The sequence below is a fragment of the Flavobacterium piscis genome (assembly GCF_031457575.1).
GTDB lineage: Bacteria > Bacteroidota > Bacteroidia > Flavobacteriales > Flavobacteriaceae > Flavobacterium > Flavobacterium piscis_A.
The window spans coordinates 126,246-139,007 of record NZ_JAVDWQ010000011.1 but is presented as its reverse complement, the minus strand read 5'-3'; the positions used below and the strand labels follow the sequence as shown (position 1 = coordinate 139,007).

Sequence of the window (12,762 nt, the reverse complement as noted above, 5' to 3'; positions counted from 1 at the left end):
CTTATGTTTGTAAAAGTAGAATTTCTGTAATCGTTTGAGTTATAGAATTTTAAAAAAAATGTTATATGATTATAAGAAAAATTTTTTTAGCCGTTTCAGTATTTATTTCAATAACTGCCTTTGCACAAGATACCGTAAAAGCAGATATCGAATTTAAACCAGAAGTAAAGATTTCGTACTTAGATTCAGTTAAAAATTCGTTTGTAAAAGATGATTTAGCTAGTCGTGTAGATAGTCTCTGGATGAAAGAATTAACAAGCCTGGATATTTACGATGATCTGACTAAGGATATTCAAACAATTAATAAAGACATTACCATTGATGAAGAATTACCAACAGATTTGCTCAGGCAGCGTCTTCAGGTAATGAATGAGAAATCACCTTTTGAAATAGAATACAATCAGGGATTAGAAAATATAATAAAGTCATTTCTTAAGAATCGTAAAAAATCGTTCTCCCGATTAATGGCTTTGTCAGAATATTATTTCCCAATTTTTGAAGATGCTTTTGCCAAACAAAATGTGCCTTTAGAAATTAAATATTTAGCCGTTGTAGAATCTGCTTTAAATCCTAAAGCAGTTTCTAAAATGGGCGCGACAGGACTTTGGCAGTTTATGTACGGAACAGGAAAACAATACGACCTTAAAATAGATTCGTATATTGACGAACGCAGTGATCCGCTTAAAGCAACTGCCGCAGCATCAGAATATATGACTAAAATGTTCCGTGTTTTTGGTGATTGGGAACTGGTTTTGGCCTCATACAATTCAGGGCCGGGAAATGTTACCAAAGCAATTCGTCGCTCAGGCGGAAAAACAAAATACTGGGATATTCGAAATTACCTTCCTAAAGAAACACAAGGATATGTTCCAGCTTTTTTAGCCACAATGTATCTTTTTGAATACCATAAAGAACACGGAATCAACCCGGTTAGAGCTGTTCTGAAAAATTTTGAAACGGATACTATTCGAATCAAGAGCCAAATGTCATTTAAACAAATTGCCGATTTGTTAGATATGCCTCAATCACAATTAGAACTTTTGAATCCTTCCTATAAATTAAAAATTGTCCCTTTTTACCAAAATGAACAGCATTTTTTGCGTTTGCCAAAAGATAAAGTCGCTACTTTTGTTTCAAATGAAGACAAAATTTATGCTTATCTGAGACATGAAAAAGGTATTCAGGATTTCCCGACACAATTAGCTTCCAGAATTACCCCAAAAACTAAATTGTATAAGCAAAAAGTAGATCTTGTAAAAAATACACAATTATATAAAATACAAAAAGGCGATAATTTATCAGCTATTGCAGACAAATACAATGTTACTGTTTTGGATTTGAAGAAATGGAATAATCTTAAAAGCAGTTCTCTGGCTTATGGAAGGATTTTAAAAATTAATTCAAACGAAACAAATTCCAAAAATTCTAAAGAACATCTACAAGTAACTGCGGAAGCGGATAAAAAAGTTTCCGATGAAACAGCGCTTGCATCTGTTGATAATAATACAGATAAAACAGAAATAGAGGTTGAATACGTGGTGAAAAGCGGAGACAATCTGGGTAGTATTGCAAAAAAATTCGGAATAACACTGCCGGAATTAAAAGAATGGAACAATTTGACATCCAATAATCTGGCTTTAGGTAAAACATTAATTGTTTCTAAAAAGGAGAATACAGATGTTGAATCTACAGCCGTTGCATCAAACTCAATTGATTCGTTCAGAAAAAAATCCCCGTCTGCTAAAAGTATGGAAGAGTATTACGTTAAAAAAGGAGATTCATTGTACAGCATTTCAAAAAAATATCCTGGCGTGACTATTTCAGACATTAAAAAATGGAATGGAATTAAAAATGAAGATATTAAGCCGGGAATGAAGCTTAAAATAAACGGATAATAAAAAATCTTACCTAAATTTGGGTTTTATTTCATAAAATTATAAAAATGAATAAAACCCATTTTTTATTATTACTACTTCCCCTTATATTGGTTTCGTGCTTTCAAAAAAACGAAAACCAATCCATACCTAAAGAGGGTAAACCAAACACAATATCTATTATTATTGACGATCAGTTGTGGTATGGAGAAGTAGGCGACAGCATCAGGAATAAACTTGCTTCGCCGGTTTTGGGACTCACCCAGGAAGAACCATTATTTACCATTAACCAATATCCGGCAAAATTATTAGAAGGGTTTGTTACCGACAGTCGAAGCATTGTCGTTGTGAAAAAAGCAACAACGGATAAATTTGAAGTCATAAAAAACAAATCGTTGCCGTATAATACTTTTCGCATTTATGGAAAATCTGTAGACGACATTATTTGCAGCATCGAAATGAATTCGGCAGAAATCATTAAGGTGATCCGGGAAACCGAAATCAAAAAATTACAGCAGGATAACAGTAAATCATTATTGAATCCGGCAGTAATAAAAAACAAATTTCATATTGACTTGCAAATTCCCAAAGGCTATGACTATATGTTGCACAAAATGAATTTTATCTGGCTTAAAAAAGAAATAATAAGCGGTAATACAAGTTTGCTTATTTATCAGATACCTTTAAACAGGCTAACAAAGAATTCAGACATCGTAGGCAATATCATTCGTATGAGGGATTCAGTAGGTCATTATATCAAAGGCCGTGAACCCAATACACAAATGATTACCGGCGAAGATTATGCTCCGTATTTTTCAATTACCTCACTGCAAGGAATGAAAACCTATGAAACCAAAGGGACATGGGAATTAAAAAACGATTTTATGACAGGACCTTTCATCAATTATGCCATGGTTGATGAAATATATAATCGCATTTTAGTAATTGAAGGATTTTGTTATTCACCATCTAATCAGGAAAGGGATTTAATGGTAGAATTAGAAGCAATTATAAAATCCGTAAAAGTTGATATAAAATAATTGTATTTTCTTTATTTTTGTTATAACTAATATTAAATCAGATAATTATGAAATTTTTTTATGTAACATTATCATTGTTATTATTGTGTTTTGCTTCTTGTAAAAAAGACGTGAAAACAGAAATAGACACGAATAATATTGCTGATAGCATTAAAAGTGAAGAAACAATTGCTGAGAAACCTATGGATTCTGTGGCAGAGATGGAGGCATGGAAAAAATATGCCACCCCGGGAAATTCTCATAAAATGATGGCAGATGAAACCGGGACATGGAGCTGTGATATGACTTTTTGGATGGAACCCAATGGAAAACCAGAAAAAGCTACTTCTACAGCCAATGTCAAGATGGTACTTGGCGGCCGCTATCAGGAAACAAACTACAAGGGAACTATGATGGGGCAGCCTTTTGAAGGTAAAAGTACACTGGCTTACAACAACGCAAGCAAAGAATATACCACTACTTTTATCGATAATATGGGTACTGGTATGATGGTAGCTATTGGCAAATATGATGAAAGAACCAAGAGTATGGAACTTAAAGGAGATATGGTAAATCCGGTAAATGGTAAAAAAACGCCATTTAGAGAAATCTATACAATCATAGATGCAACCACCCGTAAAATTGAAATGTTTGACACTAAGAACGGTGAGGAATTTAAGAGCATGGAAATTATTATGAAGAAAAAATAATTTATCGATCCATTAAAATAGAAATCCCGATTGCAATTTGCAATCGGGATTTCTATTTTAATGAATTTGGTTATATATTTACTTTTATGATTCAAAAAGAGATAATATTAAATGGAATTAAAATGGAAAATAAAGCTTTTTGAGGCTTTAACTGTTAACGAACTATATGATTTACTCAAACTCCGAAGTGAGATCTTTGTAGTAGAGCAAAATTGCGTTTATTTGGACCTTGATGGAAAAGATAAAGAAGCTTTACATTTAATAGGAGAATATGAAGGTAAAATAGTGGCCTATTCCCGTTTATTTGATGCAGGAATCAGCTTTGAAAATGCCTCAATTGGCAGAGTAGTAGTCGATGCCGGTTACCGGGATAAAAAATGGGGACACAATTTAATGCGTGAAGCTATTGAGGGAATAAAGTTAAATTTTGGAAAAGAAAAAATAACGATTGGTGCTCAGTTGTACTTAAAGAAATTTTATGAAAGTCACGGATTTGTGCAAACAAGTGAAATGTATCTGGAAGACGATATTCCGCATATAGAGATGCAACGCAGTTAAGCGTTGCAAATCATAGTTTTACATTTTTAAAATCGTCTTATATTCCGTTTGGTTATTTAAAACGGTTACTGCCTTTTTAATTTCCGAATTGTTTTTAATATAATATTGATATAAACCTTCCTGATATTGGTATCTTTTAATGAGTTCCTCCGTAATCAGGTTTTTAATTTCTTTTTGGTTTTTATCCAGTAAAGTCACCTCACTTTTCTCAAGAGCGTTTAGTAATTGTTGATATTCAGGAGCAATGGTTTCATCTATTTTTTCGTTTTTGGCAGCAGCGAGAGTGTTTCTCAAAGCCACTTCGGTCTCCGTATCAAAACTAATTTTATTAGCTTTCAGATACTGTTTGAAACTGGCATAATCTGCATCGGTAAGTGTTGGAATTTTATCTCCTAAATTCGGATTTTTGTAATAATAGGAAGTAGCGTAGTCAAATATTCCGTCATTTTTTAATAGAGCAGTCGTAATCGGACTCATTTTGGTTTCTTCCAATTCAATGTCAGGTAAAACGCCGCCTCCGTCATAAACAGCTCTCCCTTTTCTGGTTTTAAAAGCATTGTAATTCTTGGAATCTGTTTTTAGGGCAACACCATTTTTGTCTTTATGTGCATAGTCCAAAGCCTGGATACAACGGCCTGAAGGAGTGTAATAACGGGAAATGGTAACTTTTAGCTGTGTTCCGTATGTCAAATCTACAGAACGCTGTACCAAACCTTTTCCGAAACTTCGGCTGCCTAAAATCACTGCCCGGTCTAAATCCTGTAAAGCACCGGATACGATTTCTGATGCAGAAGCACTTCTTCCGTTTACTAAAATAGCTAAAGGAATTTGCGTGTCAATAGGCTCTTTTGTAGTTTTATAAGTATTGTTGTGTTTTTCAATTCTTGATTTTGTCGTTACGATCACTTCATTTTTTGGAACAAATAAATTACAAATATCAACAGCTTCATTCAATAAACCGCCAGGATTTCCTCGTAAATCCAATACAATTTGGGTTGCACCTTCAGCTTTTAGTTTTTCAAGTGCCTCTTTTACTTCATTCGAAGCTTTTCTGCTAAAATGAGCGAGAACAATATAACCGGTTTTGTCATCAATTTTCCCATAAAAAGGAACCGATTTAATATCAACTTCATCCAAAATCAATTCTGTTGTATTCGTTTTTCCCTGACGAAGATATTTTATGGTAATTTTTGTGTTTTTCGTTCCTTTTAATAATTGGGAAGCATCATCCTTAAAATCAGTAATCAGGACATCACCAATCTGAATAATTTCGTCACCAGCTTTTAATCCTGCTTTGTCTGCCGGATAATTTTTATAAGGTTCCCTCACAATCAGACGATCCTTTTTTCTTGTAATTAAAGCACCTATTCCGGTATATTCGCCCGTATTATTGATTTTAAAATTAACAACATCCTGTTCGTTAAAATATACGGTGTAAGGATCTAAACTGACCAACATGCTTTTGATAGCCTTATCCATTAAATCACCGGGATTGGTATCATCAACATAGTTCGTGTTGACAGCTTTAAATAAAGTGGTAAAGATTTCTATTTGTTTGGCTATCTCAAAAAAATCTTCTTTGAAACTGGTTCCAATAAATAAAAATCCTGCTGCAACTGCAGGTATGATGAACTTTTTTTTGAAATAAGGATACATGATTATATTTTTTTTCTTTTAAATCTTTTTCTAATAAAATACGCAATGACACAGAATATAACAATAAATGGCCAAACACTGATAATGGAAATTAAAAAACCTGATAATTCAAAAAATCCGGTTTTTATGGCAGTTATAATTTTGGAACCATATGAAGTTTTAATACCTTCTTTTTCCGCAATTGTTTTGTAGAATTCAATTGTGATAGTACTTTCAGCAACACGACTTTCTAAATATTTTAACTGGCCTTCTTTAGCTTCAATTTCTTCTCTGATAAGCGAAATTTGTTTCTCAATTTCCAAAATCTCACTTATTTTTGTGGCCTTTTGTAAAATTTCTAAATAACGGTTTTCAAGTTTGCGTTTGGTTTTTAATCTGGTAGTAAGGTCAATATATTGTTCAGTTACATTTTCTGAAGAGATATCTTTTCTTTCAAAATAGGAAACCCCTTTTGATATAGATTGTATAAAAGCATCAAAATTTTGACTCGGAACACGAACAGTAATATTTCTGTAAATGTTATCGTAATTTTTTCCTTCAGAATCTGTTTGAATGCTTGCGCCATTTTGTTTAATCGCAGTTTGAACCTGAGCAAAAGTATTTTTCAGATCATTGGTTTCGAAACGAAGAGTAGCTTCTTTGATTATTTTTTGCGGTATCTCCTGAGAAGCCAATTCAGCCTTGTCATATTTTGTATCTGAGTTTGATACCATAGGAGGAAGCTTAACAGTAGTAATCATCATATCAGCGCTTCCAGCTTCATTTTTACTGCAGCTTAAAAGGCTTAAAACGAATATTGATAAACAAAGTAAGTATCTCATAAGATTTCAATTTAAAGCTAAAACTACAATATTTTTATAATTTTCTATTAAAGTAGAGAAATAACTTTGTCTTTTTGGAATTTACAATTTTGTTTTATTGGTCTCAGCTATAGTTTACAACAGGTGCTTTAGTGTATTTTCTTTACCTTCTAAAAAATATTAGCGACGAATTACACGAATTAGCACTAATTAATTTGTAAAATTTGTGGCTAATAAATAATGTTACAACCTTACAGACTCTCCGTCTGCCAACCAAATCTGCGGGCTTTCAGTTCATAGAGGTTTTGTTTCAGAATCGTTGGTTGTATTTACCTGCATCACAAATTTCTCAAACAACTGAACTGTTTTAGTATTGATTTCTTTGTAAGACAATCGGTCTTTGGTTTGGTAAAAAAACATGATAGAATAAGGCTGTTCCACATTATCCCAAAGCAAATGTTTGTTTAATCGGTAGGTTTCCCTTAAAACACGTTTGAAATAATTGCGATCAACGGCTTTTTTGAAGTATTTTTTAGAAACCGAAACTCCAATTTTAATTTTTTCCTTCTGATAAGCTTCTGCTGAACGATAAACCAAACGCAGCGGATACTTTGAAACTGATTTTCCTTCAGAAAATAGTAACCCGATTATCGTTTTGCTTTTTAAATGTTCGTTTTTTGGGTAAGTGAAGTTCATTAAATTGAAAAATGTTGGCAAATTAATGACAAAGGTAATTTTTTATTTTCGGTAAAAATGATCCCTTGTGGGGTTTATGAAATGAATTTATATTTTTCTGTAAAGTTAATTAGGGCAATAGGCTTATTTTTATGAAAGTGAATCAATTAATATCAATATAAATTCGTACAAATGTATGTGATCTTTGATAAAGTTTTTCTTTAAGCAGCTATATATTGATAGTTGGATAATTTTTAGAAGGCTAAAAATATATTTATTACTTTTGGCCTTTAATTTTTCAAGCATGCAAAAGATAATTTCATATCCAATATCCGTAATTTACTATTTATGTTTTGGATTGTGTTTGGCGGTTTTTCACCCGATACAATGGATTTGCCTTACTGTTTTTGGCTATCAGGCGCACAAAAAAAGTGTTGATTATTTAAATTTTTCCCTTTTAAGGTGTACCAATTTGGTTGGAACAACTTATAAAATTGAAAACAGAGAGACAATTCCTACTGGAGTTCCGTTAATTTTTGTATCCAATCACCAAAGCATGTACGATATCGTAGCTATGATTTGGTACTTTAGACGGTTTCATTGTAAATTTGTAAGCAAGAAAGAGTTAGGAAGCGGAATCCCAAGTGTGTCATTTAATTTACGCCATGGCGGATCTGTACTAATTGACCGTAAAGACCCTAAACAAGCGATCCCAGCGATAAAAGGCTTGTCCGAATATATCGAGAAATATAAAAGAGCAGCGGTAATTTTTCCTGAAGGGACCCGAAGTAAAACAGGAAAACCTAAAGAATTTGCTCAAAATGGAGTAAAAATTTTATGTAAATATGCGCCTTCAGCATATGTTGTACCGGTGAGTATCAACAATTCATGGAAAATGGTAAGATTTGGTTTTTTCCCTGTTGGTCTAGGAAATCACCTTACCTTTACCGCACATAAAGCAATGGCTGTAAAAGATCATGATTTTGCCGGGTTGATGGCATTGACAGAAAAGGCCATAGTAGAAGGAGTAAACGAGTATAAACAGATTTAAGTATTTTGTTAAAAAACTAAACTTAAATCCCAATTTAAAATAAGTAATGTCTATAAAAAACATTAGATTAGAAGTGATGCAGTTTTTGGAAAAAAACGTGGACAGCTTCGTTGAACAGTATTTAATCCCTGTGGAAAAAATTTGGCAGCCCACCGATTTTTTGCCTAATTCTCAAGGAGATAATTTCTTTGAAGAGGTTAGGGAATTACGTGAGATTGCTAAAGAATTGCCATACGATTTCTGGGTAACTTTAGTAGGTGATACCATTACCGAAGAAGCTTTGCCAACGTATGAATCATGGCTGATGGATGTAGAGGGGATTAATCAGGTGGAAGATGGTGGAAATGGCTGGTCTAAATGGATTCGTCAATGGACCGGAGAAGAAAACCGCCATGGTGATTTGCTAAATAAATATTTGTATTTGTCAGGCCGTGTGAATATGCGTGAAATCGAAATGACGACACAGCATCTAATCAACGACGGTTTTGATATTGGAACCGGATCTGACCCGTACAAAAACTTTGTATATACCAGTTTTCAGGAATTGGCAACGTATGTTTCGCACAACAGGGTAGCACAAATGGCCAAGAAATTTGGTGATAACAAGTTGTCTAAAATGTGTAAGATGATTGCAGGTGATGAAATGCGTCATCACCATGCGTATAGCGAATTTGTAACACGTATTTTTGCAGTTGATCCAAGTGAAATGATGTTGGCATTTCAATATATGATGAAACAAAAAATCGTAATGCCGGCACATTTTTTAAGAGAATCAGGTCAAAAGATCAGTACAGCTTTCGAACAATTTTCTGATTCAGCACAGCGTATTGGTGTTTATACTGCAAGTGATTATGTTGACATCATGCAAAAATTAATCGATAAATGGGAAATTGACAAAATTTCTAATTTAACAGATGAAGCAGAAAAAGCACGTGATTATTTAATGAAATTACCAGGACGTATGGCGAGAATCTCTGAGAGAATCGTTATACCGCAGGAATCACATATTTTTAAATGGGTTGAACCTGCAAGGCTTTAGATTTTAATTTTAGAGTTTAGTTTGTAGATTTTAAAATAAAGCAACTTAGTTGCGTTTATAAATACTAACAAATAAATGTTGATTGTTGAGGTTTTTAAAACTTTGATAATCAGCATTTTTTAATAAATTGGCTGATGTATAATACAGATTTAATAAATAAAACGATCACATTTGTAAAAGAAAAATTGAATGATGCTGAAGGCGGACACGATTGGTTTCATATTGAGCGCGTGTACAAAAATGCACTTTTAATTGCAAAAGACACTAATTGTGATTTGGTTGTTGTGCAATTAGGCGCTTTGCTTCATGATATTGCCGACAGTAAATTTCATAACGGTGACGAAACCATTGGACCAAAGACAGCACGTTTATTCCTGGAGGCAGAAAATGTTTCAGAAGAAATAATAATGCATGTGGTAAACATCATTGAAAACATCTCATACAAAGGCGGAAATTTTCAAAAGAGGTTCCATTCAACAGAATTGGATATTGTGCAGGATGCCGATCGTTTAGATGCTATTGGAGCAATTGGAGTGGCAAGGGCATTTAATTATGGAGGGTTTAAAAACAGAGCGCTATACGATCCCGCAATTACGCCAATTACCAACATGACAAAAGAAGAGTATAAAAAGAATAATGCTCCAACAATAAATCACTTTTACGAAAAACTATTGCTCTTAAAAGATAAAATGAATACCGAAACCGGAAAACAAATCGCTACTGAAAGACATCGTTTTATGGAGTCGTTTCTAGCGCAGTTTTATGCAGAGTGGGAAGGAGTGAAGTAGGTTTTTCTACCACAAAGATTCGCAAAGAACACAAAAGCTTCACAGAGACTTAAATTCTTTGTGAAGCTTTGTGTATATTTTAGTGCAGCTCTGTGAAATGTCCCTACGAACACCCACAATTCCCGTCACCGCAATCTTTTTTCTTTTTCGATTTCCAAAAGAATTTTTTAATCAAAAAAGCAACGGCAATAAATAAGATAACAAAGGCAATAATTTCTTGTATCATAACCTTTTATTTTAAAAGTTGATAGGCAAAAAGTGCCACAAAATAGGCCAGTCCGCTCATTAAGACCAGTTGCATTACCGGCCATTTCCAGGAATTGGTTTCTTTTTTGGTAATGGCCAATGTACTGGCACATTGCAAAGCAAAGGCATAAAAAAGTAAAAGAGAAATTCCGGAGGCAAAGTTGAAAATCTTTTCACCGGTTTCAGGATTTACTTCTGCCTGCATTTTGTTTTTTATAGTGGCTTCATTATCACTGTTTCCAACGCTGTAAATCGTAGCTAATGTTCCCACAAAAACTTCACGCGCTGCAAACGAACTGATAATTGCAATACCAATTTTCCAATCGTAACCTAAAGGAGAGATAGCTGGTTCAATGGCTTTCCCCATAATTCCGATATAAGAACTTTCTATTTTTTGGGAGGCAACAGCATTTTCAAAATCTTCGTCATTTAATGGGTTTTCAGCAGTTCTTTCTTTTACAATAGTTTCAGCTTCGTTAAAATCTTTTCCGGGGCCATAAGAAGCTAAAAACCATAAAACGACTGATATGGCCAGGATAATTTTACCAGCACCTACTACAAAAGCTTTTGTTTTCTCTACAACATTAATAGCAACGTTCTTGAAAAGAGGCAATTTATAACTGGGCATTTCGACTACAAAATAGGTTTTGCTTTCAAGTTTTAAAACTTTGTTCAAAATATAGGCAGAAAAAATAGCCGCGCCAAATCCTAATAAATACAGCAACATCAAGGATAACCCCTGCATGTTCAGAATTCCCAAAACACGCTGATCCGGAATTACCAAAGCTATAATAATAGCATAAACAGGAAGTCTTGCAGAACAGGTTGTAAAAGGCGTCACTAAAATCGTAATTAAGCGTTCTTTCCAGTTCTCTATATTTCGGGTCGCCATAATTGCCGGAATCGCACAGGCAGTTCCTGAAATTAAAGGCACAACGCTTTTTCCTGAAAGGCCAAATTTGCGCATGATTTTATCCATAAGAAAAACCACCCGGCTCATATATCCGCTTTCTTCCAAAATAGAAATAAACAGAAACAAAAAGGCAATTTGTGGAATGAATATCAAAATTCCGCCAATTCCGGGAATGATTCCCTGAGAAAGCAGGTCTGTTAAAATACCACTAGGCAGTTTTTCAGCAACCCAGCTGCTTAATGAGGCAAAAGTGCTGTCAATGAAATCCATAGGGATGGTTGACCAGCTAAAAATCGATTGGAAAATCACGAATAAAATGCCAAGGAAAATAAAATATCCCCAAAATTTATGAGTTAAAATACGATCCAGTTTGGCTCTGAAATCTGTCGCCACCGAGGCATCAACTTGTAAACCTTCTTTTAGGACATCATTTATAAACTGATATCTCTTTATGGTTTCTTTTTGTTGTAAACGCTTTAATTCTGAATGCGATTTGGTAAAAGAACTTCGTATTTCATTTCGATCTAAATTTGAAAAGTTAACATCCTGCGTAATTACAAGCCATAATTTGTACAATAATTGATTTGGAAAAGCGTGTTTAAGGCTGTTAAAATATTGAGGATCAATTACCGATGCATTCAGACAAGGTTCATGAGGGATGTTTTTGTAAGTAACAATTAACTCTTTTAACTCCTCAATCCCTAAACCCTTACGAGAACTCACTAAAGCAATTTTAGTTTTAAGTTTTTCTTCCAAATATGGAATATCCAAAGTAATTCCTTTGCTTTCCATACGATCTGACATATTAATGACTAAAATCGTCGGAATTTCAAGGTCTTTTATCTGTGTATAAATCAGCAAATTTCGTTTCAGATTTTCAACATCGGTAACCACAACCGCAACATCCGGATATAGTTTATCGTTTTTGTTCAGCAAGAGTTCAATTACCACACTTTCATCCATCGAACTGGCGTTCAAACTATACGTTCCGGGTAAATCCAGAATGTTGGCTTTGATGTTGTGAGGTAATTTACAGAAACCGATTTTCTTCTCAACCGTAATCCCCGGATAATTCCCAACTTGCTGATTTAAACCTGTAAGCTGATTAAAAACTGAGGTTTTTCCGGTATTTGGATTCCCGATAAGGGCAACATTAATATTCTGAACGCTCATTACGAATTGGTTTTGATAAGTTCAACTTCAATTTCACGAGCAGTTTCAATGCGAATGGCCACATGTGAGCCATTAATATCTAAATATAAAGGATCTCCAAAAGGAGCAATTTGAAGTAGTTCGACTAAATTGCCAGGCAAACAGCCCATCTCTAATAATTTAAGGGGAATCAAATCGATATCAAAATCTTTGATAATGGCTTTTTCGCCTTTTTTGAGTGTGTGGATTGTATTTCGCAAGCTTATTTAGATTGAGTTTAG

At 34.0% G+C, this 12,762-nt stretch carries 13 protein-coding genes; 7 read left to right on the top strand and 6 right to left on the bottom strand.

Annotation, left to right across the window (positions count from 1 at the left end; all coding sequences use genetic code 11):
- Positions 1-65: 65 nt before the first annotated feature.
- The 4 genes from J2W48_RS15990 to J2W48_RS15975 all read left to right on the top strand — a co-directional run bounded on the left by J2W48_RS15990 (position 66) and on the right by J2W48_RS15975 (position 4,161).
- The gene (locus J2W48_RS15990; protein ID WP_310282651.1) at positions 66-1,895 is read left to right on the top strand and encodes a LysM peptidoglycan-binding domain-containing protein; all 1,830 of its coding nucleotides are present in this window, start codon (positions 66-68) and stop codon (positions 1,893-1,895) included.
- Positions 1,896-1,942: 47 nt separating this feature from the next.
- Positions 1,943-2,914, top strand: a complete 972-nt coding sequence (locus tag J2W48_RS15985) for a DUF4837 family protein (RefSeq protein WP_310282649.1) — start codon at positions 1,943-1,945, stop codon at positions 2,912-2,914.
- A gap of 47 nt (positions 2,915-2,961) precedes the next feature.
- Positions 2,962-3,603 carry a DUF1579 domain-containing protein gene (locus J2W48_RS15980; RefSeq protein WP_310282648.1) on the top strand — a complete coding sequence of 214 codons (642 nt, stop codon included), beginning with the start codon at positions 2,962-2,964 and terminating at the stop codon, positions 3,601-3,603.
- Positions 3,604-3,714: 111 nt separating this feature from the next.
- On the top strand, positions 3,715-4,161 hold the full coding sequence (locus J2W48_RS15975) for a GNAT family N-acetyltransferase (protein ID WP_310282646.1): 447 nt from the start codon (positions 3,715-3,717) through the stop codon (positions 4,159-4,161).
- 18 nt (positions 4,162-4,179) lie between these two features.
- On the opposite strand, the gene J2W48_RS15970 is transcribed toward J2W48_RS15975, so the two are convergent.
- The 3 genes from J2W48_RS15970 to rnpA form a co-directional block, all read right to left on the bottom strand.
- Entirely contained in the window at positions 4,180-5,817 is a 1,638-nt protein-coding gene (locus J2W48_RS15970) for a S41 family peptidase (protein WP_310282644.1), read from the bottom strand.
- Positions 5,818-5,819: 2 nt separating this feature from the next.
- Positions 5,820-6,638 carry a DUF4349 domain-containing protein gene (locus J2W48_RS15965; protein ID WP_310282642.1) on the bottom strand — a complete coding sequence of 273 codons (819 nt, stop codon included), beginning with the start codon at positions 6,636-6,638 and terminating at the stop codon, positions 5,820-5,822.
- A 273-nt stretch (positions 6,639-6,911) separates the two neighbouring features.
- Positions 6,912-7,313: a ribonuclease P protein component gene (gene rnpA / locus J2W48_RS15960; RefSeq protein ID WP_310282641.1), complete on the bottom strand. Its 402-nt coding sequence runs from the start codon at positions 7,311-7,313 to the stop codon at positions 6,912-6,914.
- A gap of 283 nt (positions 7,314-7,596) precedes the next feature.
- On the opposite strand from rnpA, the gene J2W48_RS15955 reads away from it, so the two are divergent.
- From J2W48_RS15955 to J2W48_RS15945, 3 genes are all read left to right on the top strand, one after another.
- Entirely contained in the window at positions 7,597-8,343 is a 747-nt protein-coding gene (locus J2W48_RS15955) for a lysophospholipid acyltransferase family protein (RefSeq protein ID WP_310282640.1), read from the top strand.
- Positions 8,344-8,389: 46 nt separating this feature from the next.
- Positions 8,390-9,382, top strand: a complete 993-nt coding sequence (locus J2W48_RS15950) for an acyl-ACP desaturase (RefSeq protein WP_310282639.1) — start codon at positions 8,390-8,392, stop codon at positions 9,380-9,382.
- Positions 9,383-9,516: 134 nt separating this feature from the next.
- Positions 9,517-10,170, top strand: coding sequence for an HD domain-containing protein (locus J2W48_RS15945; RefSeq protein WP_310282638.1), 654 nt, complete (start codon positions 9,517-9,519; stop codon positions 10,168-10,170).
- Between the two features lie 103 nt (positions 10,171-10,273).
- Here J2W48_RS15945 and J2W48_RS15940 read toward each other — a convergent pair whose 3' ends face one another.
- Genes J2W48_RS15940 through J2W48_RS15930 form a run of 3 tightly spaced genes read right to left on the bottom strand, consistent with a single transcriptional unit; the run spans position 10,274 to position 12,741 of the window.
- Positions 10,274-10,396, bottom strand: coding sequence for a FeoB-associated Cys-rich membrane protein (locus J2W48_RS15940; RefSeq protein ID WP_310282637.1), 123 nt, complete (start codon positions 10,394-10,396; stop codon positions 10,274-10,276).
- A 6-nt stretch (positions 10,397-10,402) separates the two neighbouring features.
- Entirely contained in the window at positions 10,403-12,502 is a 2,100-nt protein-coding gene (gene feoB, locus J2W48_RS15935; RefSeq protein WP_310282636.1) for a ferrous iron transport protein B, read from the bottom strand.
- Positions 12,502-12,741 carry a FeoA family protein gene (locus J2W48_RS15930; RefSeq protein ID WP_310282635.1) on the bottom strand — a complete coding sequence of 80 codons (240 nt, stop codon included), beginning with the start codon at positions 12,739-12,741 and terminating at the stop codon, positions 12,502-12,504. Before J2W48_RS15930 ends, feoB begins: the two co-directional genes overlap by 1 nt.
- Positions 12,742-12,762 lie beyond the last annotated feature (21 nt).

Coding starts and splice junctions, on each gene's coding strand:
- J2W48_RS15990 (WP_310282651.1), top strand. CDS start 66: ATGATTATAAGAAAAATTTTTTTAGCCGTTTCAGTATTTATTTCAATA.
- J2W48_RS15985 (WP_310282649.1), top strand. CDS start 1,943: ATGAATAAAACCCATTTTTTATTATTACTACTTCCCCTTATATTGGTT.
- J2W48_RS15980 (WP_310282648.1), top strand. CDS start 2,962: ATGAAATTTTTTTATGTAACATTATCATTGTTATTATTGTGTTTTGCT.
- J2W48_RS15975 (WP_310282646.1), top strand. CDS start 3,715: ATGGAATTAAAATGGAAAATAAAGCTTTTTGAGGCTTTAACTGTTAAC.
- J2W48_RS15970 (WP_310282644.1), bottom strand. CDS start 5,817: ATGTATCCTTATTTCAAAAAAAAGTTCATCATACCTGCAGTTGCAGCA.
- J2W48_RS15965 (WP_310282642.1), bottom strand. CDS start 6,638: ATGAGATACTTACTTTGTTTATCAATATTCGTTTTAAGCCTTTTAAGC.
- rnpA (WP_310282641.1), bottom strand. CDS start 7,313: ATGAACTTCACTTACCCAAAAAACGAACATTTAAAAAGCAAAACGATA.
- J2W48_RS15955 (WP_310282640.1), top strand. CDS start 7,597: ATGCAAAAGATAATTTCATATCCAATATCCGTAATTTACTATTTATGT.
- J2W48_RS15950 (WP_310282639.1), top strand. CDS start 8,390: ATGTCTATAAAAAACATTAGATTAGAAGTGATGCAGTTTTTGGAAAAA.
- J2W48_RS15945 (WP_310282638.1), top strand. CDS start 9,517: ATGTATAATACAGATTTAATAAATAAAACGATCACATTTGTAAAAGAA.
- J2W48_RS15940 (WP_310282637.1), bottom strand. CDS start 10,396: ATGATACAAGAAATTATTGCCTTTGTTATCTTATTTATTGCCGTTGCT.
- feoB (WP_310282636.1), bottom strand. CDS start 12,502: ATGAGCGTTCAGAATATTAATGTTGCCCTTATCGGGAATCCAAATACC.